The 26,003-nt window shown below is 63.2% G+C and carries 23 protein-coding genes and 1 pseudogene; 9 read left to right on the forward strand and 15 right to left on the reverse strand.

The features are described 5' to 3' along the window. Nucleotides 1–51: 51 nt before the first annotated feature. The 3 genes from ACFSNN_RS10095 to ACFSNN_RS10105 all read right to left on the reverse strand — a co-directional run bounded on the left by ACFSNN_RS10095 (nt 52) and on the right by ACFSNN_RS10105 (nt 3,357). Nucleotides 52–1,023 (reverse strand): DUF2950 domain-containing protein, encoded by a 972-nt coding sequence (locus tag ACFSNN_RS10095; protein ID WP_134455971.1) that lies wholly within the window; start codon nt 1,021–1,023, stop codon nt 52–54. Nucleotides 1,024–1,045: 22 nt separating this feature from the next. Further along, nucleotides 1,046–2,371 carry a DUF3300 domain-containing protein gene (locus ACFSNN_RS10100; protein WP_134455972.1) on the reverse strand — a complete coding sequence of 442 codons (1,326 nt, stop codon included), beginning with the start codon at nt 2,369–2,371 and terminating at the stop codon, nt 1,046–1,048. 488 nt (nt 2,372–2,859) lie between these two features. Continuing rightward, the gene (locus ACFSNN_RS10105; RefSeq protein ID WP_134455973.1) at nt 2,860–3,357 is read right to left on the reverse strand and encodes a RidA family protein; all 498 of its coding nucleotides are present in this window, start codon (nt 3,355–3,357) and stop codon (nt 2,860–2,862) included. 220 nt (nt 3,358–3,577) lie between these two features. Between ACFSNN_RS10105 and ACFSNN_RS10110 the strand changes: the two genes are divergently transcribed. Then, a complete protein-coding gene (locus ACFSNN_RS10110; protein ID WP_134455974.1) occupies nt 3,578–3,907 on the forward strand; it encodes a hypothetical protein in 330 nt (109 codons plus the stop codon). Nucleotides 3,908–4,058: 151 nt separating this feature from the next. Here ACFSNN_RS10110 and ACFSNN_RS10115 read toward each other — a convergent pair whose 3' ends face one another. The 3 genes and pseudogenes from ACFSNN_RS10115 to ACFSNN_RS10125 form a co-directional block, all read right to left on the reverse strand. Continuing rightward, nucleotides 4,059–5,201, reverse strand: coding sequence for an aminoacyl--tRNA ligase-related protein (locus ACFSNN_RS10115; protein WP_134455975.1), 1,143 nt, complete (start codon nt 5,199–5,201; stop codon nt 4,059–4,061). A 386-nt stretch (nt 5,202–5,587) separates the two neighbouring features. Continuing rightward, the gene (locus ACFSNN_RS10120; protein WP_134455976.1) at nt 5,588–6,358 is read right to left on the reverse strand and encodes an aldolase; all 771 of its coding nucleotides are present in this window, start codon (nt 6,356–6,358) and stop codon (nt 5,588–5,590) included. Between the two features lie 211 nt (nt 6,359–6,569). Beyond that, nucleotides 6,570–7,905: pseudogene (locus ACFSNN_RS10125) on the reverse strand (aminotransferase-like domain-containing protein). A gap of 163 nt (nt 7,906–8,068) precedes the next feature. On the opposite strand from ACFSNN_RS10125, the gene ACFSNN_RS10130 reads away from it, so the two are divergent. The 3 genes from ACFSNN_RS10130 to ACFSNN_RS10140 all read left to right on the forward strand — a co-directional run bounded on the left by ACFSNN_RS10130 (nt 8,069) and on the right by ACFSNN_RS10140 (nt 11,187). Continuing rightward, nucleotides 8,069–8,686 (forward strand): DJ-1/PfpI family protein, encoded by a 618-nt coding sequence (locus tag ACFSNN_RS10130; protein WP_134455977.1) that lies wholly within the window; start codon nt 8,069–8,071, stop codon nt 8,684–8,686. 558 nt (nt 8,687–9,244) lie between these two features. Further along, entirely contained in the window at nt 9,245–10,360 is a 1,116-nt protein-coding gene (locus ACFSNN_RS10135) for a glycosyltransferase family 4 protein (RefSeq protein WP_134455978.1), read from the forward strand. Continuing rightward, a complete protein-coding gene (locus ACFSNN_RS10140) occupies nt 10,357–11,187 on the forward strand; it encodes a polysaccharide deacetylase family protein (protein WP_134455979.1) in 831 nt (276 codons plus the stop codon). Before ACFSNN_RS10135 ends, ACFSNN_RS10140 begins: the two co-directional genes overlap by 4 nt. Before the next feature lie 28 nt (nt 11,188–11,215). Here the strand turns inward: ACFSNN_RS10140 and ACFSNN_RS10145 are convergent, their stop codons facing one another. From ACFSNN_RS10145 to ACFSNN_RS10170, 6 genes are all read right to left on the reverse strand, one after another. Beyond that, nucleotides 11,216–12,769 (reverse strand): phospholipase D family protein, encoded by a 1,554-nt coding sequence (locus tag ACFSNN_RS10145; RefSeq protein WP_134455980.1) that lies wholly within the window; start codon nt 12,767–12,769, stop codon nt 11,216–11,218. A 220-nt stretch (nt 12,770–12,989) separates the two neighbouring features. Continuing rightward, nucleotides 12,990–14,363, reverse strand: a complete 1,374-nt coding sequence (locus tag ACFSNN_RS10150) for an LLM class flavin-dependent oxidoreductase (protein ID WP_134455981.1) — start codon at nt 14,361–14,363, stop codon at nt 12,990–12,992. 46 nt (nt 14,364–14,409) lie between these two features. Continuing rightward, nucleotides 14,410–15,306, reverse strand: a complete 897-nt coding sequence (locus ACFSNN_RS10155) for an ABC transporter ATP-binding protein (protein ID WP_134455982.1) — start codon at nt 15,304–15,306, stop codon at nt 14,410–14,412. A 34-nt stretch (nt 15,307–15,340) separates the two neighbouring features. Then, on the reverse strand, nt 15,341–16,213 hold the full coding sequence (locus ACFSNN_RS10160) for an ABC transporter permease (protein WP_134455983.1): 873 nt from the start codon (nt 16,211–16,213) through the stop codon (nt 15,341–15,343). 45 nt (nt 16,214–16,258) lie between these two features. Then, nucleotides 16,259–17,119 (reverse strand): ABC transporter permease, encoded by an 861-nt coding sequence (locus ACFSNN_RS10165; protein ID WP_134455984.1) that lies wholly within the window; start codon nt 17,117–17,119, stop codon nt 16,259–16,261. Between the two features lie 18 nt (nt 17,120–17,137). Next, nucleotides 17,138–18,205 (reverse strand): ABC transporter substrate-binding protein, encoded by a 1,068-nt coding sequence (locus tag ACFSNN_RS10170; RefSeq protein ID WP_134455985.1) that lies wholly within the window; start codon nt 18,203–18,205, stop codon nt 17,138–17,140. 583 nt (nt 18,206–18,788) lie between these two features. Here ACFSNN_RS10170 and ACFSNN_RS10175 point away from each other — a divergent pair. Next, entirely contained in the window at nt 18,789–20,195 is a 1,407-nt protein-coding gene (locus ACFSNN_RS10175) for a selenium-binding protein SBP56-related protein (RefSeq protein WP_134455986.1), read from the forward strand. Then, on the forward strand, nt 20,192–20,872 hold the full coding sequence (locus tag ACFSNN_RS10180) for a hypothetical protein (protein ID WP_134455987.1): 681 nt from the start codon (nt 20,192–20,194) through the stop codon (nt 20,870–20,872). The genes ACFSNN_RS10175 and ACFSNN_RS10180 overlap by 4 nt, the downstream gene beginning before the upstream one ends. Nucleotides 20,873–21,004: 132 nt before the next feature. On the opposite strand, the gene ACFSNN_RS10185 is transcribed toward ACFSNN_RS10180, so the two are convergent. Beyond that, nucleotides 21,005–21,454: an ester cyclase gene (locus ACFSNN_RS10185; RefSeq protein ID WP_134455988.1), complete on the reverse strand. Its 450-nt coding sequence runs from the start codon at nt 21,452–21,454 to the stop codon at nt 21,005–21,007. Nucleotides 21,455–21,841: 387 nt separating this feature from the next. On the opposite strand from ACFSNN_RS10185, the gene ACFSNN_RS10190 reads away from it, so the two are divergent. After that, nucleotides 21,842–22,345 (forward strand): DUF3455 domain-containing protein, encoded by a 504-nt coding sequence (locus tag ACFSNN_RS10190; protein ID WP_134455989.1) that lies wholly within the window; start codon nt 21,842–21,844, stop codon nt 22,343–22,345. 98 nt (nt 22,346–22,443) lie between these two features. Here ACFSNN_RS10190 and ACFSNN_RS10195 read toward each other — a convergent pair whose 3' ends face one another. Together ACFSNN_RS10195 and ACFSNN_RS10200 are read right to left on the reverse strand one after the other, a co-directional pair. Continuing rightward, nucleotides 22,444–22,602, reverse strand: a complete 159-nt coding sequence (locus ACFSNN_RS10195) for a hypothetical protein (protein WP_166799220.1) — start codon at nt 22,600–22,602, stop codon at nt 22,444–22,446. Between the two features lie 40 nt (nt 22,603–22,642). Next, nucleotides 22,643–22,849 carry a hypothetical protein gene (locus ACFSNN_RS10200; protein WP_134455990.1) on the reverse strand — a complete coding sequence of 69 codons (207 nt, stop codon included), beginning with the start codon at nt 22,847–22,849 and terminating at the stop codon, nt 22,643–22,645. Between the two features lie 345 nt (nt 22,850–23,194). Between ACFSNN_RS10200 and ACFSNN_RS10205 the strand changes: the two genes are divergently transcribed. Together ACFSNN_RS10205 and ACFSNN_RS10210 are read left to right on the forward strand one after the other, a co-directional pair. Then, a complete protein-coding gene (locus ACFSNN_RS10205) occupies nt 23,195–24,445 on the forward strand; it encodes a metal-dependent hydrolase family protein (protein WP_134455991.1) in 1,251 nt (416 codons plus the stop codon). Between the two features lie 59 nt (nt 24,446–24,504). Next, on the forward strand, nt 24,505–25,875 hold the full coding sequence (locus tag ACFSNN_RS10210) for an MFS transporter (protein ID WP_134455992.1): 1,371 nt from the start codon (nt 24,505–24,507) through the stop codon (nt 25,873–25,875). Nucleotides 25,876–26,003 lie beyond the last annotated feature (128 nt).

Here is a 26,003-nt window from a genome sequence, read left to right on the forward strand (position 1 = left end):
CATACGGCGGGCGCCCGCGCGCGATTGCGCCCTGCGGCGCCGACGCCGCGCTCAGGGCTTCACGGCCTCCCACGACGAGTCCGGATCGAACGATTTGAGCGCTGCGGCGGCGGCCGCCGAATTCGGGCCGAGGTTCTTCTGGTAGATCTGCCTGTCCTGATTGACGATGAAGCTCATCACGCCCGTCTTGCCGTATTCAGCGGGCCATGCAACGACGGCGTAACCGTTGGTCATCGCGCCGTTCTCGACGTAGTTCTGACTGCCGCCTTTCGCATGCGGCCCTTGCGCGGTCAGAATGCGGAAGTGATAGCCGTAATAACCCTCTTTCGAGATGTTGCCGGTAGGCGGCATCGCCGCGGCAAGCGGGCCGAGCGGACTCTCTTTTTCACCCGACGCGTTCGGCCAGTACAAGCCGTCGTGCTGGCCCGGTGTGCTGACGATGCGTTGCGCGTAATGCTGGGTTAGCGCCTGATAGTCGCCTTGCGCATCGAGAATGGCGAGCGATATCAGCATGGCCGCGTTCTCATTGCGACCGATGCGGCGTGTCGCGATCTCCTCGCGGGCGACAGTGGGATCGAAGCGCCAGCCTCTCGACGTCTGCACGAGCGGTATCGGCAACGTCCAGCCGCTGGTGCCGACCGACAGATGCTTGCTCGCGTGGCCGTTCAGCGGCGCTGGATCGTCGACGATCTGGTGCCCCTTCGACCATGCGCCAAGAAAGTCGTAGATATCCTGTTCACCGATGTTTTGGGTCGGAATAAAGCGAGTGAAGTCCTTGCCGAGCACATGCTGCATGGCGGGATGGTCGCTGCTGGCGAGCGCTTCGACGAACGCGTCGACAGCGGCCTCGGGCGTCGGATACACGGCTTGTGCATGCGCCCCGGAAGCGCCGCTCAACAGCACGGCGAACCCGAGGGCGGTAGCGGCGCGGCGCGGACTGGGCGCGCGAGCAAAGGCTTCGGCCAGACGTGCGCCGGGGATGTGGAACATGCGGAACATGTGGAACATGCGGATGCGGATCATGAGCGGCTCCTGTGAGATCGGTTCAATGCCGGCCGAAGTGACGCTGGCCACCGCCACCCGCGCCGAAGCCGCCGCCGCGTTGCTGCCCGCCGCCGCCCGCGCCAAAGCCGCCGCCGCGTTGCTGGCCGCCGCCTCCCGCTCCCAGATTGCCGGCACGTTGCTGACCGCCGCCGTTCGCGCCAAGTCCGCCGCCGCGGTTGCTCGTCTGCGCCTGCCGGCTGGCTTGTCCGCGCTGCACGTCGCGCTGCGCATCGCCGCCATTGCCCGCGCCACGCAACGCGTTGTCGCGGTTCACGTTCTGCGCGCTGTCGCGAATGCCGCCGGCCGTGTTGCCGCCCTGGTGGATGCCCTGCACGCGCTGGCTGGCCGTTCCGCCCAGGTTCTGGCCGGTGCGGTTCTGCAAGGTCTGCTGAGCCTGCGCACGCGAGGCCGCCGCTGCCGACGTATCGCGCCCGCGATACGCATCGCGTTGCGCGCTGCCCACGTTGGCCGAGGTATTGCGGTTGAAGGTCGAATTCCGGTTCCAGTTGGTCGTGCTGCTATTCACGTCGAGCCGCCGGTTCACATTGATGTTGTTGAACTGATTCACGTTGATGTTGACGCTGTGATTGTTCCAGTTGACGTTGCTCCACAGCGAACTGGTGATCGCCACGCCGATGCCGAACGCGATACCCGCGGCGAGACCGCTGGCCACGGCATAGCCCGGCGGGGGCGGCACATACACGGGCGGGTAGGCCGGATAGGGCCACACGCCATAGACGACCGTGGGGTTGTACGTGGGCACATAGACGACCTGCGGGTTGACCGGCACGATCTGGATCGTGCTCTGCTCGACTATCACTTTCTGCTGCGGGTTGGTCTGCAGGTTGCCGGCTTTCTGCGCCTGTCTGCGCAGTCGCTGCACGGAGTCCATCACGTCGTTCGGCTGCGCGAGAAAAGCGTTGCCGAGTTGCGCGACCCAGTCGGGTTTTGACGCCATGGTGGCCAGCACCTGGGGAAACGCCACCAGCGATTGCACGCTCGGGTCCCACGGTTCCGACGCGACCGCCTTCACGGCGTCGTCGCCCTGGAGTTTCGGATTGGCCTTCGACCATGCCGCCGCTGCCGGTACGTCTTGTGGAAAGGTGGAGGCCATCAGCACCTGCGCGAGGAGCGCGTCGGGGTAGAGCGCGAGCGGCGCGGTCAGCGAGTCCAGTTGCTGGTTCGAGATTTTCGCCGAGGTCGGCGCGGCGGTTTGCGCATGAGCGGCCGGCGCCGCGACATCGAGCAATAGCGGCGGGCCGGCCAGTGCGGTCAATGCGGCGAGAAGAATTCGCGATCCTCTCTGGTATGCCCTGGAGCGTTTCACGATCAGCTCTCCCTTTTTGGAAGTTGTTTGTGGCGCAGTGGTGCGGTGCGTGAGACATCGACGCCGTGACCGTGCCCCGAAGTAGCCGGTCGCTTAAGACGGGGTGGATCACCGGTGCAGCGCTCGGTGATGCGGAAGCCGCGAGAATCGAACTTCAAACGGACTCCGAATTGTGTTGCGAGCAAGGTGCTTCTGAGTTATCCGGTCGATGTATTCGTGGCGCATTCATGACGACACGCGGAATACGCCGCATGTGCAGCGTGAGTGATGCATGCATGCGAGACACCGTGAATCGCAATGGCACGATCACTAATAAACCTTTCCGCCGACGCGTGCAAACTTTTGGTCAAAAAAATTCTGGTTGAATTTCCTTTGTCGATGGATTAACGGCGTGATGCTTGCCGGATTTTTTCGACGGGTAGCGCTTCTGACAAGCCGAAGCGCACGCCGGAAAAAGAGCACACGCTGACGGCCGTCACGTTGACGCCTTAACGAACCTCGAAGATCGCTTCAACCTCGACGGACGCCGCGGCGGGCAGCGTGGCGACGCCGACCGCCGTGCGCGCATGCCGGCCGCGTTCGCCGAACACCTCGAAGAAAAGATCGGACGCACCGTTGATGACTTTGGGCACGTCCGGATAACCAGGCGTTGCGTACACGAAGCCGCCGACGCGATGGCAACAGACCACGCGGTCCAGGTCGCCGTCCAGTGCGAGCTGCAATGCTGCCAGCAGGTTCAGCGCGCAGATCTGCGCGGCTTGTTGTCCGGCCTGAAGGTCGTGAACCTCTCCGACCGGGCCGCTGAATTTCACTTCACCTTCCCACTCGCAGATTTGCCCAGAGAGAAAGATCAGTTGGCCTGAGCGTGAAAACGGTTTGAACGCGCCGCGCGGAGCGGGCACGTTCGGCAGGGCGAGGCCGAGCGCGTGCAGGCGGGCGAGAGCGGTGCCGGGGGCGTCGTTCGAAGTGGATGTGGATTTGGTCATGGCGGTGTCGAAGGTTCCGGTTGAGGTTAATACCGGCGAAGGTTCGGGCATCCATAGCGTGGATCGACGCACGCCGGTCGGATAGCCCAATCATGACACGGCCGGGCGCAGGTTAAAAACGTGTTAATGAGGCTCAACGCTTCTACATGAGGTAAAGGCAACGATATATCCATGCACGTGAGCGTATGATTTCGCAACCTCTGCGAAACAGGAGTCGCCCATGCAACCGCGTGTCCACCTTCTCTTCATTGCCGTCCTGGCCGCTGCGCTGAGTGCCTGCGCACAGACCGGTCCCGTCGAGTTCTCCGCGTCGGGCGCAAACGCGCCGACGCTCAACCGCGCGGACGACATGGACTTCGGTCCGATGGACAGGACGATCGAGCAATGCAAAGCGGTGTCGCGCAGCGCGGGCCCAGGGCAATGCACGAAAGTCCGTGCGTACGAATCGTGCATGAAGACCAAAGGCTATATCACCGTGCTCGGACCGGAAAATCCGCAGGGCTGCGGCGATCCGGAATGGGAAAAGGATGTGCGCAAGTGGCTGCGCTGAAGCAGTTCTTTGGACCTTCAATGCGAGAGCCCAAATAGCGCGAATCCGGGCGCGCGGGAAAGCGCGGCAGTCGACATGGCGCGCCCCATGTCAAAACGAGCCCGCCCGCCGCGCGCCCTGAAGCACATGCCGAAACGCACACGCGCCAGAGCTATCGCGCGCAAAGCGTCACGATCTGCGCCGCCGACGCATCGCGACGCGCAAGAGTGCGCCGGTCCATCCACTCGAAACGGCCCGATGCGAGCGCTTTACCGCTGACCACCACGCGTTGCCGGCACGCGACCAACTCGGCATCGGCGAGCTTCTTTCCGGCTTGCGCGAGGCGATCGTCCATTAACACGCTCAACCCTGCGGCCTGTAGTTCGCGCCGCAGCGTTTCCGCAGCCTCCTGGCGTTCCTGACGCTCCCAGTCGATGACCGTGAGCACGACGTCGAAGGTGTTGAACGACTCGCTGCCCCAAAAGCCGCGCTCGTCACGCTGCCGGCTGAGCAGGAGCATGGCGAGGCGTGAGACGCCCACGCCGAAACAGCCCATTCTGACGAATTCGCCTTTGGCGTTCACCAACCCCATGGCCTTGGAGTAACGGTCACCCAGATCGAAAATGTGCGCGCATTCAAGCGATGTCTGCCCATCGGTCTCGTCTTCGCCGAGATCGCTCACGACATGAAACTCCTCCGAACTTTGCCCGCCGATTTCCCCGTTGTCGCTCGACTTCACGATGGCGTCCAGCCCCAGTCGCCGAAAGATGCGCAGATAGGCTTCGCGCACGGCTCTGTACGCTGCGCGCGCACCGTCTTCCGTGGCATTGAAGGAATAGCCGTCTTTCATGATGAACTCCTTGGCGCGCGCGAGGCCGCCGCGCGTCCTCAGTTCGTCGCGATACTTGTTGCCGAACTGATAGAGGCCCAGACTCATGTCCGTCCGGTTGTAGTGCGTCCTAACCATCTGCGTGGCCAGTTCTTCGCACGTGGCGCCGAGGCAGAATAGCCGGCCGGAACGGTTCGTGAGCCGCATCAGCTCGTCGCCGTATGCATCGAGCCGCCCGGTTTGCCGCCACAGATCGGCGTCCTGCAGCAGGCTCATCTGGATTTCGCAAAAGCCGGCGCGCTCCATCTCCTCGCGCACGACGCTCTCGACGCGCCGCTGGGCTCTCAGACCGAGCGACATCCAGGAGTAAAGTCCCGCGGCGTCCTGATGGACGAGGCATGCCTTGCGGGCGAGATCGGTCAGTTCCAGACGGGTGTTGTCCTGCTCGAAGAAACTGTTGGCGAAAAATTGCTGCGAGAATTTCATGATGTGCTCCGGAGTCAGAATTCAGCGTAAAAACAGGCCTGAAATGAAAAACGCCCGCAAGGGGCGTCCGGATCATCGATTCTCATGCAAGGCGCGGGTGCTTAGCCTTTTTCGCGCGCATTTTGAGTTCTCGAGCAGACTCCGGCCGCCATAGCGGGCACCGGAGGTCGTTGCGGGAGAATGCTCAAAAAGTGCATGATGTAGTGGTGCTCGTGCTGTGCTCGTTTCTATCGATAGCGGAACATGCCGCGACGGAATGATCGAGGCGGATAGCCGGTTGGGTTCGCTGCCTCGTCGTTCGCTAGTTGCTACTCTGCATGAAACGCGGCGCGGCCGCAACCCTGGTTCAAGTGCGGTGACTGTCCTACGCGGGTCGGCATGTGCCGCTATACCGGTTCGCCCAGCGTGCGCCTTAACGCCGCGAAGAACAGTTCCGACTGCGTTCGCTCGCTTTGCACCTGACGTGCCACGCGAGCCGCAAGGGCAGGGTTCACCGGCTTCAGCGCGCGCCCCGTGGAAAGCGCCAGCACCTGACTCTGGCAAGCGCGCTCCAGATAGTAAAGATCATCGAACGCATAGTCGATGCGCTCGCCGCACACCACCACGCCGTGGTTGCCGAGGAACGCGATGTCGCTGCCGTTCATCGCGCGCGCGATGCGTTCGCCTTCTGCGGCGTCCAGCGCGAGGCCGTTGTATTCGCGGTCGAGGGCGATCCGGCCGTGAAAGCGCATGGCGTTTTGCGATAACGTGGTGTCGAGTCCACAGTCCTCTGTCAACGTCAACGCCGTGGCATAGGGCATATGCGTATGCAGCACGCAGTGCTTGCCCGCGATGTCATGGACCGCCGCGTGGATGAACATGGCGGTAGGCTCGACCTCATGCCGGCCGGCGACGCGATTGCCGAGACCATCCACGATGACGATGTCGTCCGCCTGGATTTCATGCCACATCAAGCCGCGCGGATTCAGCAGAAAGAGGCCCTGGTCGCCGGGCAGTGCGATGCTGAAGTGGTTGCATACGCCTTCGCCGAGGCCGTGATGCGCGGCCGCGCGCAGTGCCAGCGCAAGGTCTTGCCGCAAGGCGGCGACTCGCGGGGCGTGGAAGATGGCGTCTTCAACAACCGGGGTAGCTTTCATGATGGTGTCTGCGTTTGTCATGGTGAGAAGAAGGCTTCGTGGCGCCGGCCTCCCGGCAGAACGTCTGCGAGCGGACAGCGGATTCACGCGCGTGGCAACGCAAAAAATATCGTCGTTGAAATCATACGTTGCCGGAGGTCTCGCTCGTAAAATTGCAGATCGAAAACAGCCTGCGGATCGATAATATTTCTCAACGGCGCGTCTGTCGACGTGACACTGACCGGTCGCCGCTTCAATAGGTGTAAGAGGCGATCACGCTTTTAACCGTTTCCAGCGACTCCCGAAGTACCGGCAGATCAACGGACCCCAGCGCCACGCGAATCGCGTGGGGTACATGCTCCGAAGTCGAGAAAGGTTCGGCCGTCGAGACAGAGATTCCCTCGCGCACGAGCGCCATCGCTACCACGTCGGCGCGAACCTCTTCCGCGAGAGGAAGCCAGACGAAGTAGGACGCGGGATGGCAAACGCGCCGCAGTCCGGCGAGCACCTCGGCGGCCATCGATTGCCGGAGCGCCGCATCGCGACGCTTTTCCCTCTCCAGGCGCGTGACGGTGCCGTCGTCGAGCCAGCCGCAAGCAATGGCGGTCATCACCGCGGCCGTGTTCCAGGTGGTGGCCCGGATCGCACGCTCGAGCGGTGCGACCCGGCGATCGGGCGCGGCGACGAAGCCGACTCGCAGGCCGGTGGCGATGCTTTTCGACAGACCCGAGACGTACACCGTCGTTTCAGGCGCGAGCGCGGCCAACGGGGGGCGGCGGGTTTTCCGCGAGGAAGGCATACGCGGCGTCCTCGATGATGAGCAGCCCGTGCTTGCGGGCAATCGACACCAACTCGTGCCGAGCCTGCGCGTTCATGACCCAGCCTAGCGGGTTATGGAGTGTCGGCATCGTGTAGATGGCGCGCACTTTTCTGCTTCGGCACAAGCGTTCGAGCGCCTTGAGGTCGGGGCCCTGGTCGGAAACCGGAATCGGCGCCAGTTCGAGCCGGATCGTTTCGGCTAGCACCTTGAATCCCGGGTAGGTCAATGCGTCGACCGCGACGACATCGCCGGGCTTCAGGAGCGCCAGAACGGTTGCGGTCAAACCATGCTGCGCGCCGTTCACGATCACGACCTGAGCGCTTTCGACAGCTAGTCCTCGAGACGACAGATGACGCGCGACGATTTCGCGTTCATGCGTCCGGCCTCCATGGGGCTGATAGCGCAGTAACGCATCCAGATCGCCGGAGGACGCGAGCTGGCGCAAGGCGCTTCTGAGCAGTTCGGCCTGGCCGGGCAGCGACGGATTGTTGAAATTGAGGTCCGCCAAGCCCGCGTCGCCGGCGTGCTGGTCGATGCCCAGGCGCGCCGGCAAGGCAATTTCCCGCACGAAAGTGCCGCGGCCGGTTTCGCCGCTGACCAATCCCATTGCGTCCAGCTCGGCGTAGACCCGCGACGCGGTGACGAGCGCGAGTCCCTCCTGCGAGGCGAGCTGACGGTGAGTCGGCAGACGCGTGCCGGGCGCGAGGCGTCCGCTGCGAATCTCCATCGCCATTCTGTCGACCAGCAATTTGTAGCGGGGCGTGGGCATGCGCGAATGTATCCATGACAATTATTTGATTGTATTGATTCTCGGCCATACGATTGCACATCGCAACTCTGTTCGCGCAGTCGCGGGACGGGCCGGGAGTCGTTGGCGCGGCCTCCTGAAGCGACGGCAAACAGTCAGCGCCCCCTGGCTCACGGACGACATCATGCACATCGCTATCCTCACCTTCGAAGGCTTCAACGAACTCGACTCGCTCATCGCGCTCGGCGTGCTCAATCGCGTCAAGAAACCGGGTTGGCGAGTGTCGATCGCCTGTCCCACCGCGCGCGCGAAGTCGATGAATGGCGTGGTCATCGAAGCGCAGGCTTCCTTGCAGGAGGCTTGCGATGCCGATGCGGTGATCGTGGGCAGCGGCGTGCGCACACGTGATGTCGTCGCCGATAGTGAGTTGATGGCGCAATTGCGACTCGACCCGTCGAAGCAGCTGCTGGGCGCGCAATGTTCCGGCACGCTGGTTCTTGCCAGGCTGGGGCTGCTCGATGGCGTGTCGGCATGTACCGATCTCACGACCAAACCGTGGGTTCAGGAAGCCGGGATCGATGTGCTGAATCAGCCGATTTTCGTCAGCGGAAATATTGCGACGGCCGGAGGATGTCTCGCGTCGGCGTATCTTGCCGCCTGGATCATCGCCCGGATGGAAGGAATCGATGCAGCGGCGAGCGCACTGCATTACGTCGCACCCGTGGGAGAGAAAGAAGACTACGTATCGCGCGCGATGGGGCATATCACGCCGTTCCTCGAAGCGGACCAGAAACCTGCATAGGTCATGAGGGAAGCAAACCGCCTGCGCGGTTTCCTACTAATCCTCGTATGAAATCTGCCATTTATTCCATGTTGCACATTGCGGCGGCTTGATCCGCCGCAATCCCGTCCGCCTCGATCACTCCAAACCGCACCCGCCGCTGCGGTAAAAAATAAGGCTTCTGCAGCGCCTTCAACGCAGCCTGAACGCCACCCCCCCAGTCAAGCGCTTTCTACGTTCTCCGCTTTTTTTCAGCGTTTCAACTGCGCAAAAACCAACACTCGTTCCGCGACAACGTTTGCGCCGGTTCAATCCGTCCCAATCGGTACGTTTGGCTATTTACAAAATCGGAGGCTACCGAAATACTCCTGCAACGACTTGAAAGTTCCCTGTCAACGAGAAGTCATGCCAGTCCGTTGAACACGGAGGTCACCCATCGCGGGTCGACGCAACTTCTAATTCGCTTCCCCCCATGAACACAGCGTTTGCCCTAGGGTCGCAGCAGTCCGGGGAAAATATTACCAACGATTACGAGCCGGGCCGTCGTTCGCAGGTGTGGTCTGGGAGGTCAGTTCGCGCATGAAAGCATTGAGTGTTCTCCACAGCGAGTCGTCGCGGGGGTGGGGAGGCCAGGAAGTTCGCACGCTCAAGGAGATGATCGCCTTGCGGGCGCTGGGTCATAACGTCGAACTCGTGTGTCCGGAAGACGCGCGTCTCGGTATACGAGCGCGTGCCGACGGCTTTGCCGTGCATCACGCGCGTATGCGCGCGGGCGGCGATCTGCGCTCCATGCTCACGATCCGCTCGCTGCTGGCGCGCCGCCGCTTCGATGTGCTGAATACGCACAGCGGCCATGACAGCCTCGTCGCCGGCATGGCGGGGCGGCTCGCGGGGACGCCGTTCATCGTGCGCACGCGGCATCTGGCGTTGCCGATCACGTCGCTCGCCACGTACAACTGGCTTCCTCATCGCGTGGTCGCGGTCAGCCATCATGTGCGCGACTATCTGATCTCCGCGGGCGTGCAGCAAGACCGCGTGGAGACGATCTACGACGGCATCCTGAAACCGGAAGCGGCGACCAGTTCCACCTTGCGTGATGAACTCGGGCTGGACGCCGATGCGGTGGTCGCCGGCATGGTGGCGATCGTGCGCGAGAAGAAAGGCCACGAGGATCTGATCGCAGCCGTCAGGCCGATGCTGGCCGAGCGCCCCAATCTGCATGTCGTGATGGCGGGCGACGGCGTGTGGTTCGAGAAGATCAAGGCGATTGTCGACGGCTTGGGTCTCGCGCATCGCATTCACCTGCTCGGCTTTCGCACGGACATTACCAACGTGCTGCGCGGCTGCGATCTGTTCGTTTTGCCGACGCATCAGGAGGCGCTCGGACAATCGTTTATCGAAGCGATGGCGGTGGGTTTGCCGGTGATCGGCACGCGCGTCGACGGCGTGCCCGAGTTGATCGACGACGGCGTGAACGGCCTGCTCGTGCCGGCGCATGACATCGATTCATTGCGCAGCGCGCTCGCGCGTCTGATCGACGACGCGCCCCTGCGCGCGCGCCTGGGGCTTGCCGCGCGTCTGAAGACCGACAACCGCTTCACGGTGGACGCCATGGCGAACGAGACCATCGACTGCTACACGCGCGGCATCTATGCCGGCCGCGCTTACTACGGTGAAAGGCGGGCGGCGGCATGACGAAGTTCGCGCGCGCGGTGCCCGTGCTGATGTATCACCACATCAGCACGTCGCCGGGCATGATCACCGTCTCGCCGGAACACTTTGCCGCGCAAATGGCGTATCTGGCCGGCGCGGGTTATACGACCATCGGCAGCGCGCAACTGTCGGCCTATCTGGCGGGCGAGCCCTTGCCCAAGAAGGCCGTCGTGCTGACTTTCGACGACGGCTATCTCGACAACTGGGTGCACGCGCATCCGGTTCTGCAGGCACATGGATTGACCGCGCTGTGCTTTCTGGTGACGAGCTGGATCGGCGAAGGGCCGGTGCGTGCGCACGCGCGTTCGGGCGGCGCGCTGCCTGCGTTGCTCAATCATCGCGATGGCGAGGTGGCGATCGAAAACGGTGAAGCCGATCACGCGATTCTGCGCTGGTCGGAGATCGACGCCATGCGTGAAGCCGGCACGTTCGAATTTCACAGCCACACGCATAGCCATGTGCGGTGGGATCGGGTGTCCGCCAATGCGGAGCAAAAGTGCGCCGGGCTGACACGCGATCTCGCCAGCGCACGTGCCACGCTCCAGCAGAAACTGGGCGCCGTGTCGGATCATCTGTGCTGGCCGCAGGGATACCACGACGAGGACTATCGGCGCATCGCCGCTGAGGCCGGCTTCCGGCACTTCTACACGTGCGAGACGGGTTCGAACTATTCAGGCCGCGACGACGGCGCGGCGCGCTCGATCACTCGCCTCGAAGTACGTGACAGGCCGGCTTCGTGGCTGGCCTCGCGGTTGTGGGTGCATACGCGGCCCGCGATCAGCCGCGCCTATCTGAGGATCAAACGGTAGCGCGGGCGCCCCATCCCGGGCTGCCCCGTCACAACTGCGACTCGATCGGCAACAAACCCAGAAACCAGATGCCGACGCGCTTCATGCGCGACACACCAGGTTCGTCGAGTTCCCTGACCGTGCCGTCCGGCGCGGTGTCGATCCAGACGATCCTGCTCTTGCCGTTGGCGTCCGGACGGGTTTCGAGCCGCCACGCGAGCTGATCCAGCTTCGGCTCGACGCCATCCGCGACTTGCGCGGCGAGTGGGGCGCTTTCGCAGTACACGCCGATTTCCGTGTTGAGCGTAATCGACCGAGGGTCGAGATTCATCGAGCCGATGAAGATGCTGCTTCTGTCGAACACATAGGTCTTCGCATGCAGCGAGGCTTTCGAGGAACCCAGAATCGATTTCTTCTTCTCGCCGGCGTCATCGTCCGGCGCAGGCTTCAATTCATACAGATGCACGCCGGCGTCGAGCAGATCCCTGCGATAACGCTGATATCCCGCGTGAACCGCGGCGACGTCGGTGGCGGCGAGCGAATTCGTCAGCACCGTGACGCGCACGCCGCGCCGCGTATGCGCGCGCATCCATTCCACGCCCTTTTTGCCGGGGACGAAGTACGGCGAGATGATCAGCACTTCTTTCGCCGGCTCGACACTCAACGCATTGAACTGCGATAGCAGATGCCCCTGCGGGTCGCCAGGCGAGCGGGTGATCTTAGCGGGATCGTCGTAGAGGAGCGTCGCCTTGCCCCAAAAGAAGTCAGTGTCGCGCGCTTGCAGCGTGTCGCGAAGGCGGGCTCGCGCCTGCGTGACGTACGGCGAATCGTGCTCGGCCGCGACGAACGCCGTGAGCTTCGCGCGATAGGCCGGCAGCGCGTCCGGCTCGGCGGCATGTCCGGTCAGACTGGCAATCGGGTACGCGGCGTCCGAGTTCCAGAATTCGTCGAAGGCATTTGAGACCTTGTGCACCACAGGCCCGAAAGTCAGCACGTCGAGGTCGCCGAAATCGACCTCGCTGGATGCGCCGAAGTACTCGTCGCCGATATTGCGGCCGCCGAGAATCGCGGCCTGGTTGTCCGCGATCAGCGACTTGTTGTGCATGCGCCGGTTGACCCGGCTGAACTCGAGCGCGGTCCCCAGTTTCTTGAAGGTCCGGTTGGCGATCGGATTGAAGAGCCGTATTTCGATGTTGGGGTGTGAGCTGATGGCGAGCAGAACTTTATCGTCGGCGCCCGTGCCCAGATCGTCCAGCAGAATTCGAACCCTGACGCCGCGATCGGCGGCCTTGAGCACCGCGTCGGCCAGATGGCGGCCGGTCAGATCGTCGTGCCAGATGTAGTACTGCAGGTCGAGCGTGCGCTCGGCCGTCTCGGCCAGCACGATGCGGGCGAGCAGGGCATCGACGCCTTTGGGCAGCAGATGGAACGCGCTGTTCTCGGGATGCTTGCGCTCCTGCGGGATGAAGGCGGTGGCGAGACGCGTGCTGTCCGTGTCGGTCAGCGCGTGCGTCGTGGTGCGGCCGGTCTGCGGCGGCAAGCTCGCGCAGGCGGACAGCAACGTGATCAGCAAGACTGCAACGAGACCGCGGAACGTCGCCATGGTGGTGCCCCTCGAGCGTGCGTGTCCGTAAGATAGCCGCAAGCGCGGGGCGCGTCGAGTGGAGCGAAGCTGCCGCGTATCGGTGTGGATAGCGGCGATGGGTCGGTTCAGGTTGAAGCGTTGCCAATGCCACAACGGCGGCTGCACTCATGAAAGGCTCCTGATTTCCTGATGTCTTTGTGGAGAGAAGGTGTCTTGCGGCGTGCATGCGCTCGCCAGATCAGCTTGCTATCGCGGCCACCTGCTGCGTCGCCGACGCATAACGATTCGCAGGGCGCGGCAGTCCGAGATTCTCGCGCAGCGTGCTGCCCTCGTATTCCGTGCGGAACAGTCCGCGCCGTTGCAACTCCGGCACCACCAGGTCGGCGAATTCCGTCAAGCCGCCCGGCAACCATGGCGACATGATGTTGAAACCGTCGGCGCCTTCTTCTTCGAACCATTGCTGCAACTGGTCCGCAATGCTGCTGGGCGTGCCGACCACCTGCTGATGCCCACGCGCGCCCGCGATGCGCAGATACAGGTCGCGAATCGTCAGGTTCTCGCGCCGTGCGAGGTCGAACAGCAGCCGTTGACGGCTCTTGCCGCCGTTCGTTTCCGGCAATTCAGGCAACGGCCCGTCAACGGGATACTGCGAGAGATCCACGCCGCCCGACATATTCGACAGCAGCGAGAGACCGACGGTCGGATGAATCAGGTCCTGGAGCGCGGCGAATTTCTCCTCGGCTTCCTCCTGCGTGCGGCCGACAATCGGGAAAATGCCCGGCATGATCTTCAGATGATTCGGCGCGCGCCCATATTTCGCGAGACGCCCTTTGACGTCGCGATAGAACGACTGCGCTTCTTCTAGCGTTTGATGCGCGACGAAAATCACCTCCGCGGTTTGCGCGGCGAGTTCGCGCCCGGCCTCGGACGCGCCGGCTTGCACGACGACCGGCCATCCCTGCGGCGAACGCGCGACGTTCAGCGGTCCGCGCACCTTGAAGTGCTTGCCCGCGTGGCCGAGCACGTGCAGCTTGCCCGGGTCGAAGTAGACGCCGCTCTCCTTGTCGCGGAGAAACGCATCGTCTTCCCAGCTATCCCACAGACCCGCCACCACGTCGTAGAACTCGCGCGCGCGCTCGTAGCGGACCCCATGCTCCGGATGGCGTTCGAAACTGAAATTGAGCGCCTCGGATTCCGTACTCGACGTGACGAGATTCCAGCCCGAGCGGCCGCCGCTCAGATGATCGAGCGAGGCGAATTTGCGCGCGAGGTTATAGGGTTCGTTGAATGTCGTGGAGACCGTCGCGATCAGGCCGATGTGTTTCGTCACGACGGAGAGCGCCGACAGCAAGGTCAACGGTTCGAAATGATCGGCGCGCGCGGTGCGGGACAGCGAAGGCAGATTCGTGTCGCGCACGCTCACGCTGTCGGCGAAAAAAATCGCGTCGAATTTGGCGCGCTCGGCGATCTGCGCGAGTTCCGCGTAGTGCGCGAAGTCGAGCCCGCCGCTCGCATGTGCATCGGGATGCCGCCATGCGGCGATGTGATGGCCTGTCTCCATCAGGAACGCGCCCAGTCTGATCTGCCGTTTCGGCTGTTTTTCGCTGCTCATCGTCTGCTCTATGAAGATTCGTTGTGTGTGGGGGAGAGGGCGTGCTTCACCATGCGAGCCGCCATTCCGTGATCGGCGGACTCACCGAAGGAGTCACTACTGGAATGCGCATGCCGTCGTGTGGCCCATCGTCACCGCGGCCGTCGCGGTCCACGCGAGGTTCGCGTCGCGCGCCGTCGTGCCCGGCGAAGTCGGCCAGCACTTCGTCGCGCAAGCGGATGAAGCGTGGATCGTTGCGCTCACGCGGACGCGGCAACGCGACGTCGACGATCCGCTTGATGCGGCCCGGTCGCGGCGCCATCGTGACGACGCGGTCGCCGAGGTAAAGCGCTTCGTCCACGTCGTGCGTAACGATGATCATCGTGATGCGTTCGTGTTCCCAGATGCGCTGCAACTCGTTCTGCAAGCGGCCGCGCGTGAGCGCGTCGAGCGCGCCGAACGGTTCGTCGAGCAACAGCACGCGCGGACGATTCACGAGACCGCGCGCAATCGCCACGCGCTGCGCCATGCCGCCGGACAATTGATGCGGGTACGAATTTTCAAAACCCTTGAGCCCGACCAGGTCGATATGTTCGCCGACGGCTTCGCGTTTCTCGCGTGCGGAAAGCGGCGCGTTACGCAGCGCGGCGAGAATGTTTTGCGACGCCGTGAGCCACGGAAACAGCCGGTGATCCTGGAACACGATGCCGCGTTCGAGCGACGTATCGCGCACCTGGTCGCCCGCGACGACGATCTCGCCGCTATAGTCGGTGTCGAGTCCCGCAATCAATCGCAGCAGCGTGGATTTGCCGCAACCGCTCGAACCGAGCACGCTGACGAACTCGCCGGCGCGCACGCGCAGGCTGATGTCGTCGAGCACCGCGAGCGGCGTGCCGCCTTGCTGCGCGTAGTGCTTGCTGACGTGAAGAATGTCGATGCTGTCGGAGAGCGTGGAAGAAGTCATGAACGGTCCGGAGAGTGAATGGTCGTCTACAGGTTCAGCGCGTGGCCGACTGGAACCGGCGCGCAAAGATGGCCCGCTCCACGGCGCGCGCCAGCGCGTTCAACGCCCAGCCCGTCACGCCGATCACGATCACGCCGAACAGCACCAGATCCATGCGGAACTGCTCGCTGCCGTCGATCAGCGTGTTGCCGATGCCGCTGCCGGCCACCAGCAGATATTCGGCGCCGAGCGTGGCGAGCCACGAATAGATCAAGGCGAGATAGAGGCCGGTGAAAATCGACGGCAGCGCGGCCGGCAGAATCACGGCGCGGATGAGCTGCCATCGCGAGTAACGGAAGGCGCGCGCGACTTCGATATAGGCGCGCGGCACAGCGTGGATGCCGTCGCAAGTGTGCGCGGTGATGGGCAGAAGCGCGGCGAGCGAGAGGAACACGACTTTTGCCACGTCGCCCAGACCGAACCACACGGAAATCAGCGGGATCCACGCAAATAGCGAGATCTGTTTGAAGGTGTCGAAGCTCGGGCCGATCATGCGTGTGGCAAGCCGCGAGAAACCGAGCACGCTGCCGAGCAGCAGGCCCCCCAGCGTACCGATCACGAAACCGCTCGCCTCGCGCGCGAGCGACGCCGAGAGCGCTTTCAATAGCGCGCCGCTCCCGATCTGCTGCCATGCGGTGGCGAGAACCTGCGCCGGGCTGACGAGCAATCCGCTTTTGCTCACGTGCGCCGCCGAAACGGCGCACCAGATCGCAATCGCGATGACGGGCAAGACGGCGCCGCGCCAGTCGACGCGTGTCAGCAGCGGGCGGCGCGGTTGGGCCGCGCGTCGGAAGGAAGCGGGCGCGCTGCAATCGCAGGCTGCGCCGGCGGACTGTTCGGGTTGACTTGAACGCTTGAAGAGCTTCATCGTAGTGTCCTCGCGTGTGGCGCCATATGTACGTCGTTCATGCGGTCACTCGCGAAATGCCGATGGCTGTCCGCGCCGCAGACGCGCTTCGAGCGCATCGAGCGCGCGATTCACCGCGTAACCGATCGCGCCGACCACGACCACCGACGCCATCACCAGATCGAGTTGAAAGAGTTGCCGTCCGTAGACGATCAGATAGCCGAGTCCTTCGGAAGACGCGACCAGTTCGACGACCACCAGCGCGAGCCAGGCTTTGGTGAACGCGAGCCGCATGCCCGTGGCGAGCGTCGGCACAGCGGCGGGCAGCACGAAATAGACGATCCGTTGCCAGCCGCTGTACTCGAATACGCGCGCGACTTCATTCAACGCGGCGGGTGTCTGGCGAAATCCCTGCAGCGTGCTCAAGGTGACCGGCACGAGCGCCGCATGCGCGATCAGAATGTATTTGAGTGGTTCGCCCACGCCCACGAGCAACAGCAAAAACGGCAGCCACCCGAGCACAGGAATTTGCACTAGCGCATTGAAGCTCGGCAGCACATAAGCTTCGAGCGTGCGTGACAATCCCAGCGCCGCGCCGAGCGCAAAGCCGAGCAGCGTGCCCGCGCCGAAACCGAGCAGTACGCGCTGCAGACTGACCAGCGTATTGCGCGCGAGGTCGCCGCTCCTCGCCAATTCGACCAGCGTCTCGAACACGCGCTCGGGCGGCGGCAGAATCTGCGGGGCGATCCAGCCGCGTTCGCAACCCACGGCCCACAGCGCGAACAGCAGTGCGGGCAACACCCACGGAGCGATCCGCCACGCGAGCGCGCGCACGCGCGGCTCGCGCAACAGCGGAACGTGAGACGTTTGCTGCGTATCGGACGGCGCCAGCCGTTCGCGTTCGACGTGGATTGCGGTTTCGCTCATCGTGATCGCTCCGGTGGGTTAGCTGAGCGGCTTGCCGGCGGCGTCGTAACGCGTCCAGTAGTGGTCGAGCTTTTGCGTGCGCAGCGCGTTGTCGAGATATTTTGTTTCGAACCAGCCATCCACCTCGACCGGCTGGCGGATCAGCTTCAGGTTCAGTGCGTCCGTCGCGACGGCTTTGTAGCGCCCCACGATGAACGGATCGATCAACGGCGAGTTGCGGTCCTTCAACTTCTGACTGGCGAACTCGGCCTGCCACGACGAATAGGGCACGCCGCTTTTGGCCCACAGTTTGAAGAGCGCATCACGGTTCGCTTCGTCGGAGGACCATTGCGCGCCTTGCACGAACACGTTGACGACGCGCTGCACGATATCCGGATGCGCATGATCGAAGTCGTCGACCACCAGCAGATGCGACTGCCGCGTGAATTGCGGACCGTCGTTCTGCGATTCGTAGACCACCTTCGCGAGGCCTTGATCGCGCAGCTTGTACACGTGGTAATCGTTGACCGACGCGTCGATACCCTTGGAGGCCAGCGCCGCGAGCGAGCTGGCGGTATCCAGATTGATCACGCGCAGATCGCGTTCGTTCAACTGATTGGCGGCGAGCGCGTTGTCGGCGACGAGTTGCAGATTGGTGCCGCGAAAGATCGACACGCGCCGGCCTTTCAGGTCCTTGATCGAATGCACGTCCGAATCGGTGGGTACTGCTACCTTGATGCCGACGCGTGCGCCCGACACGAGCAGCAGGTGCGTCTTCAGGCCATTGGCGCGGGCGAGCACCGAGGGCAGGTCGCCCTGGAAGGCGAAGTCGAGCGACTTGTCGGCGATGGCCTCGTTGACCGCCGGGCCGGCACCCTTGAAGAACAGCCACTCGACCTTGATGCCGTCGGCGGCGAATTCCTTTTCGAGCGACTGCTGCAATTGCACGGTGGCCGCCGGCGAGCCGCCGAAGGTGGGCGGATCGCCCGTGCCTTGTTGCGCGACGCCGATACGGATCACCGCGGGCTTGTCGGCATAGGCGTGAGCCGCGGCAAGCGAGAGGGTCGCCACGGCGACGAAAGACTTCAGCAGATGGAAATAGCGCATGCGCAAATACCAATCGAGGGATGGGAGCGGGTCTAAGAGCTCAGGCCGGCGGATAACCGGTGCGCCGGCCGCAGAGTCGCCTGCCGCAGGAACTACACGTTAGATTCGCGTGCGCTCTAATCCAACCAATCATTGCAGATAAGAAAATCTGCAGAAGTGCGAACCGTGCTGCCCATAGCCCTGTTGCATGGCGCACCGCGAAGCAAGCGCCGCAATCCCGATTTGCATAGTTAAATTCGTCGTTTTGCCGGCGTCTAGCGGATGGCTACCATGCAACGCTTCAGCCATTCATGCGAAGTCAGGATCAAGTCCACTGTTCGCATCGGGTCGCGTCGACGAGTACGATAGTGCGGCAGGGCGCGTGCATACCACTGACGCTGCGCCGCACAAAAATCTGGCAAAAACTCCCGGTTGCTCTCGCTGCCGCCGTGGACTACAAATCTAAAGCTGCACCACGGTCCGCCGCCAACGGGCCGCGCATCTCACTGACACACGATGTTCCGTAACAAGGCGAGCGGCCCGTCGGTAACGGTGAATACGCGAACGCCCTGGTCCCGAACCGGTTAGACAAGGAGAGCTCGCCATGGGTATGCGCCCAGATCCCACGTTCCATGCGTCACCGAAACTCGCGATGGAGGCGCCCGCGGAAGAGTACGCCTACACGGTGCTTCTCAGCCCCGACTTCTCGCAACCCGACGCGCTCGCCGTGATCGACGTGAAGCCCGGTTCGCCCACTTACAGCCAGGTGGTTCACACCGTGCCGGTGCCATACAAGGGGGACGAGTTCCATCATTTCGGCTGGAATGCCTGCTCGTCGTCGCTTTCGCCGCTGACCGGCCACGCGTTTCTCCAGCGGCGTTATCTGATCATTCCGGGCATGCGGTCTTCGCGCATCTACATCGTCGACACCCATCCGCATCCGACCCAGGCGAAGATTCACAAGATCATCGAGCCCGAGGAAATTTTCCGCAAAACCGGCTACTCGCGGCCGCATACCATTCACTGCGGGCCGGAAGGGATTTACGTCAGCACGCTAGGCGGCGCAGGAGAAGATGGCACCGACGGGCCGCCGGGCATCTTTATCATGGATTGCGAAACGTTTGAGGTGCTCGGCCGCTGGGAGATCGATCGCGGCACGCAGGAGAAGCACTACGATTTCTGGTGGAATCTGCCGCGCGACTATATGGTGTCGAGCGAATGGGCGTTGCCGCCGCAATTCGAGAACGGCATCGTCCCCGAGGATCTGCTGTCGAACAAATACGGGCACCGCATCCACTTCTGGGATCTGCGGGGCCGGCGCAACGTGCAAACGCTCGATCTCGGCGCGAACCATCAGATGGCGCTCGAAGTGCGGCCCGCGCACGATCCGAGCCGCGAGTACGGGTTTATCGGCGTGGTAGTCGATACGACGAATCTGGAAGGCTCGATCTGGACCTGGTGGCGCGAAGGTGGTGAGTTTCACATCGAGAAGACCGCGACCATTCCACCCGAGCCCGCGGCCACCGATCAGTTGCCCCCGTTGCTGCAGGGTTTCGGCGCGGTGCCGCCGCTCGTCACGGACATCGATCTCTCCATCGACGACAAATTCCTCTACGTCGCGTGCTGGGGCACCGGCGAGATGCGCCAGTACGACGTGACGGAACCCCGCAAGCCGAAGCTCACGGGCTCGGTGCATATCGGCGGGATCGCGCGGCGCACGCCTCATACGAACGGCAAGACCTTCGCGGGCGGCCCGCAGATGGTGGAGATCAGCCGCGACGGCAAGCGCGTCTACTGGACCAACTCGCTGTATTCGACGTGGGACAACCAGTTCTATCCGGACGGCGTGCCGGCGGCGCAGGTCATGGCGCGGGCCGAAGCTGGCGGCGGCCTCGCGTTGGCCGATGACTATTGGGTGACGTTTCCGGACGGATACCGCGCTCATCAGATCCGGCTCGAAGGTGGAGACTGCTCGACCGATTCGTTCTGTTACCCGTCGGTGGGCGTTTGATTGGGGGAGGCTGGTCGCAGACCGGCCTGTGGCTGGCCATTCTGGCGAGCGGTGTCTATCACGGGATCAACCCGGCGATGGGGTGGCCGCTCGCAGTGTCGAGCGCTCTGATGGAGCGGCGCGCGCGGGCGCTGTTCAGCGCGCTCGTCTATCTCGCGTTGGGACACGTGCTGGCCGTGTTACTGGTGATGCTGCCGTTCGCCATGCTAACCATCCTGCTCGCGTGGCAGCGCACGATACAGGTCGGCGCCAGTGTGCTGGTGATCGGCTTCGGCGTGTTTCTGCTGATCCGGCGACGCCATCCGCGTGTCCTCGTGCGAATTCCGCCGTCACGGCTCACGCTGTGGTCGTTCGCCGTTGCCATCGCGCATGGCGCCGGCCTGATGCTCGTGCCGATCTATCTCGGGCTGTGTAGCGCGTATGACATGGATCGAGGGCATCGGGCCGCGCAAACCCTGATCGAAGCCAACCTCGGTATGGCGCTGCTCGTTTCGGGCGTGCATGCCTGCGCGATGATGGTTGCCGGTGGGCTTCTGGCCTGGCTGGTCTATCGTTACCTGGGGTTGAAGTTCGTGTCGCGCAGCTGGTTCAATCTGGATGCGGTGTGGGCGTTGAGTCTTGTTCTAATTGGTGCGCTCTCGCTGGCGCTCAATGCCGCGGTGGTCGGCGAGGTGTGAGCGGCGCGTGTGGGCGTTTTTGCTGGCAGACCCTTTGCCTAACTTCCGATACAACGGGCCGATGTACCGGCCCGTTGTATCGTCAGGCGCGTATGGCGACGTCGAACGACACCAGACGCACCGCGTCGTCGATCACGCCGGCTTGATGAGGCCGAGCTGCTGCAGGGCGGTCACGCCGTCGTCCAGGCCGATTTCTTCGACGATCATGCCGTCTTTGAGCCGTAACACGGTCGTGCCGGTAAAGCGCATGCTCCGGCCAGTCGCCGCAGGCAACGATCCGACGAGGAAGTCGCGGAACGCCGGACCCGTGTGCGTGCCGCCACCCTCCCAACGGCCGACGACATAGTCCCCCTCGGCGATGAGATCGGCGGCGCCCCAGAAGTTGAGGTCCGGGAATGCTTCGCGAAAGCCGCTCATGAACGCCTTGATGTCCTCGCGGCCGCGGCGCGGTTCGTGCAGCGAGTATTGAAGAAGCATGTCGGGCGCGGCGAGTTCGTCGACGATGTCGAGGTTGCAGGTCTTGCCCCAGAAGTCGGTAAACCAGCGGCCCACGACGGCCTTGTTGTCATCTTCTCTGGACATGGTGAATTCCTCATTGAATGTGGTTGAACGAGGGAAACGCCATCGCCGCCCTCTGCGATGAACAATATGGGCGCAGGCAGTCGGCCGCCTTCCGTTTCTTGCTGCAATACTCGCGTTGAACGCGGTTGCCGAGCGGATTGCGCCGATGGTTGCGGGAAGAGATTTCAAAGCAGCGTGGAATAGATCGTCATGGTGAAGCGTTGTATCGGCAGCCCGGATGAACCGGCCGCCTGCACAACGATAGCTTCGCCAACGCGCGTTTCGAGCTCAGTCGAAACCGGCGCCGCCCGAACCGCCGTCGGTTCCCATCGACGTCACGCCGCGTGTTTGAAGAGAGAGGCGAGCCGTTACAGGCTTTCACCGTTTCGCGTCAGAAGGAGCATCGCAATGATTCGCTTGTCACGCAGAACCCGTCATTCGATCAGTGCCGTATGGCTGTCGGCCGTGGTCGCCACGTCGGCCGGCGCCGCGCCGATCGACCCACCCGATGGACGCGCGCTCCTGAGCACGACCGCATCCGGCGTGCAGATTTACTCTTGCGAATACGATGCGAATCACGCGCTCGGCTGGGTGTTCCGCAGTCCGCGCGCCACCTTGTTCGACACGGGCGGGAACGCGGTGATCGAGCATTCGGCGGGACCTTCGTGGGAAGCCCGCGACGGCAGCCGGATCGTGGGCCATGTTCTCGCGCAGATGCCGAGCGAAGCGCCGAACGGTGTGCCACAGCTATTGCTGGAAACACGTTCCACGGGCGCGAAAGGCATGTTGAGCGACGTGCGTTACGTGCAACGCACGATGACCGCAGGCGGCGTTGCACCGACCGCGCCATGCACCGCCGAACATGCGATGGGCAGTTCGCCTTACATCGCCACTTATACTTTTTTCAAGTAGCCAGATCGCGACGAACCCGCACACGATGAACAACGCAAGCCGCGCGTGCACGACAAGCACCGCATCGGCCAGCCCGATCATGACCGGCTAGCGCGTCTTCAGCGCCGGTGGCGCATCACTTCCCAGCAGTCGCGATGGTCCATCCGCCTGAGTTGCCGCCGCCGGCTCATCTCGCGCCAATAATGTCCGGCGACCAGCAGCATGGCGACGCTCAACCCGCATAGACCCACGACGATTCCCGCCGCTGATTCGGCCATGCAACACTCCTTGACTGTGCAACTGATCAAGCGATACGTGTCATTCGTCGTTCAGGATGCGAGCGGCGGCCTTCAGAAATATTTGTCCGTCAGCGGTAATGAGCGGGCGTTGCTGCCCGGAAGCGAGGTCTTCCAGCGTCACGAGTTGGCGCTCCAGAAGCGCTTCCAGATCGGCACCGTCCAGACTCAGCAGATCCGGTGCATCCTTGAGCAACATGAGGGTCGCGAATTCGTGTGGACTGAGCATCGTCGTCTCCTGGCTGAGCTTGTTGCCTGGCTGGGAACCTGATCCGTTGGCCTCGACTTGCGAGCAGGATCAATTCGGTGGTGTCGGCTGCGCGATGTCGTCAGTGCATTTGCACGGCATGTCGCGCGCCGAGGTGCCCATCTTAATGCTCAGACCCGTGAAAGATCAACATGTGGGAAAAGCTTTTTTCGATCTGCTTTGCGTCACGGGTTCATCAGCGCATACTTAATGCGTGCGAGATCTGTCCTGATGAATAGTCCGGCAGCGCTTCCAGACGCCTGCCTCGCTACTCGAAGCGAGGCTCGTGTGCCGGGCGCTGCGATCGAAACCTGAAGGAGATAACAGTTGACCACCTTCGTCCTACGCAACGGCGCGCTGCTCGATCCCACCCGTCCTGATCTGCTGGAAGGCTTTGAAATTCTCATCGAGGATGGCTTCGTGCGCGAAGTGTCCGACAAGCCGATCAAAAGCAGCAAAGCGCAGGTGATCGACGTCAAAGGCAAAACGATCATGCCGGGCCTGATCGATCTGCACGTGCATGTCGTTGCCATCGAATTCAACTTGCCGCGCGTGGCGACGCTGCCCAACGTGCTCGTCACGCTGCGCGCCGTGCCGATCATGCGCGCGATGCTGCGCCGCGGTTTCACCACCGTGCGCGACGCGGGTGGAGCAGGGTATCCATTCAAGCAGGCGGTCGAGTCGGGACTCATCGAAGGTCCGCGCCTTTTTGTGTCCGGCCGCGCGTTGAGCCAGACGGGCGGTCACGCCGACCCGCGCGCCCGCTCCGATTACATGCCGCCCGATGCCCCCTGCGGATGCTGCGTGCGCGTGGGCGCGCTCGGCCGTGTGGCGGACGGCGTCGATGAAGTGCGCCGCGCCGTGCGCGAGGAACTGCAGATGGGCGCGGACCAGATCAAGATCATGGCGTCCGGCGGGGTGGCTTCGCCTACGGATCCCGTCGGCGCTTTCGGTTACTCGGAAGACGAAATCCGCGCCATCGTCGCCGAAGCAGAGGGACGCGGCACGTATGTGCTCGCGCATGCCTACACGCCCGCGGCGATCGCGCGCGCCGTGCGGTGCGGCGTGCGCACGATCGAGCACGGCAACCTGATCGACGAGGAGACCGCACGCCTCGTCGCGGAGCACGGCGCGTATGTCGTGCCGACCCTCGTCACTTACGACGCCCTTGCAAGCGAAGGCGAGAAATACGGACTGCCGCCGGCCAGCATTGCAAAGGTCGAGGACGTGCATGGCGCGGGTCTGCACTCGATCGAAATCATGAAGCGCGCCGGCGTGAAGATGGGCTTCGGCACGGATCTGCTCGGCGAGGCGCAGCGGTTGCAAAGCGATGAGTTCCGGATTCTGGCCGACGTCATGTCGCCGGCCGAAGTGATCGCGAGCGCGACGCTCGTTGGCGCGGAAGTGCTCGGCATGCAGGACAAGCTCGGCAGAATCATGCCGGGCGCTCATGCCGATGTTCTGGTGGTCGACGGTAATCCTTTGAAGTCCGTCGATTGCCTGTTAGGTCAGGGCGAGCATATTCCGCTTGTCATGAAGGATGGCCGGATCTTCGTCAACGAACTCGAAAGCGCTTGACCGCTTGACCCTATGAGCACGCGTGCGCGCCGCCCCCGTGTCCTGACCGGAGCTTGCCCATGTCGATGATTGCCGCCCGTATCGAGCGATTGCCATTTTCAGGTTTTCATCGCCGTCTGCTGCTGATGGGCGGCCTCGGCTACACCTTCGACGCGATGGACGCCGCCGTGCTCGCGTTCCTGCTGCCGGTGCTGCGCACGCAATGGGGTTTGACGAGCGTGCAGACCGGCGTGCTGGGAAGCGGTACGTTCATGGGCTACTTCGTCGGCGCGATGCTCGCGGGCATGCTCGGCGACATCATCGGCCGACGCAAGGTCATGATGTATGCGCTCGTGATTTACTGTATCGCCTCTCTTGCCAGCGCGCTCGCGAACGACTGGGGCTTTTTTCTGGCGACGCGTATTGTCGCCGGCCTGGGAACGGGAGCCGAAAGCGCCATCGTCGCGCCGTTTCTTTCGGAGTTCGTGGCGCGACGGTATCGCGGCAGTTTCACCGGCAGCCTCGCGGGATTCTTCTCGTTTGGCTTCGTGGCGGCGGCATTGCTCGGCTATCTGGTGATCCCGCTTGCACCCAATGCATGGCGCGCGGTCATGGTCATCACCGCACTGCCCATCGTGATGCTGCTCTGGTGGCGCCGCGCGTTGCCCGAGTCGCCGCGCTGGCTCGAGGCGCGCGACCGGCACGCGGAAGCCGATGCGATCGTGTCGCGGATGGAAGCGGAAGTGCTGAAAGCCGGCGTGCGGCTGGAGCCGCTGCCCGCCGCGCGCGAGGAAGCCGTTCCGCTCGCGGCCGGACGGGCCTCGATCATCGCGAACGTCAAGGCGTTATGGGCCGCGAAGCTCGCGCGCATCACGGCCATGACGTGGCTGATGTGGTTGTCCATCACGTTCAGCTATTACGCGTTTTTCACGTGGATTCCCGGCTTGCTGGTTCAGAACGGAATGACGATCACGCGAAGTTTTTCCTATTCGCTCGTGATTTACATCGCGCAGATTCCCGGCTACTTTTCGGGCGCGTGGCTCAACGAGAAGATCGGCCGGCAGGCGACGATTGCGTCGTACATGATATTGGGCGGCATCTCGGCGCTCGGGCTTGCGTTGACCGGTACGGATACAGGCATCATGGTGTCGGGCATCCTGCTTTCGTTCTTCATGAACGGCACCTATGCCGGCGTTTATGCCTATACCCCGGAGGTCTTTCCCACCGACGTACGCGCGACGGGCACCGGGCTCGCTTCGTCGATTGGCCGGTTGGGCGCGATCGCCGCGCCTATCCTCGTCGGGTACGTCTACCCGCGGCTGGGTTTTGCCGGCGTGTTCGGGGCGACGACGCTGGTGCTGCTGATCGGAGCGATGGCGGTGTTGCTCATGGGCGTGCCGACGCGCGGAAGATCGCTGGAAGATATTGCAGCAGGGCAGATCAACCCGTGAAAAAATCAGGCGCGACTATCGCGACTATCGCGACTATCGCGACTATCGCGACGACCAGTCCGCCTGCGCCCTGCAGCGCACGCTAATGCTTGATCCACCTGGGCTGAACGCGCGGCACCGCGTCCAGC

The sequence above is a fragment of the Paraburkholderia dipogonis genome (assembly GCF_042680985.1).
Classification (GTDB): domain Bacteria; phylum Pseudomonadota; class Gammaproteobacteria; order Burkholderiales; family Burkholderiaceae; genus Paraburkholderia; species Paraburkholderia phytofirmans.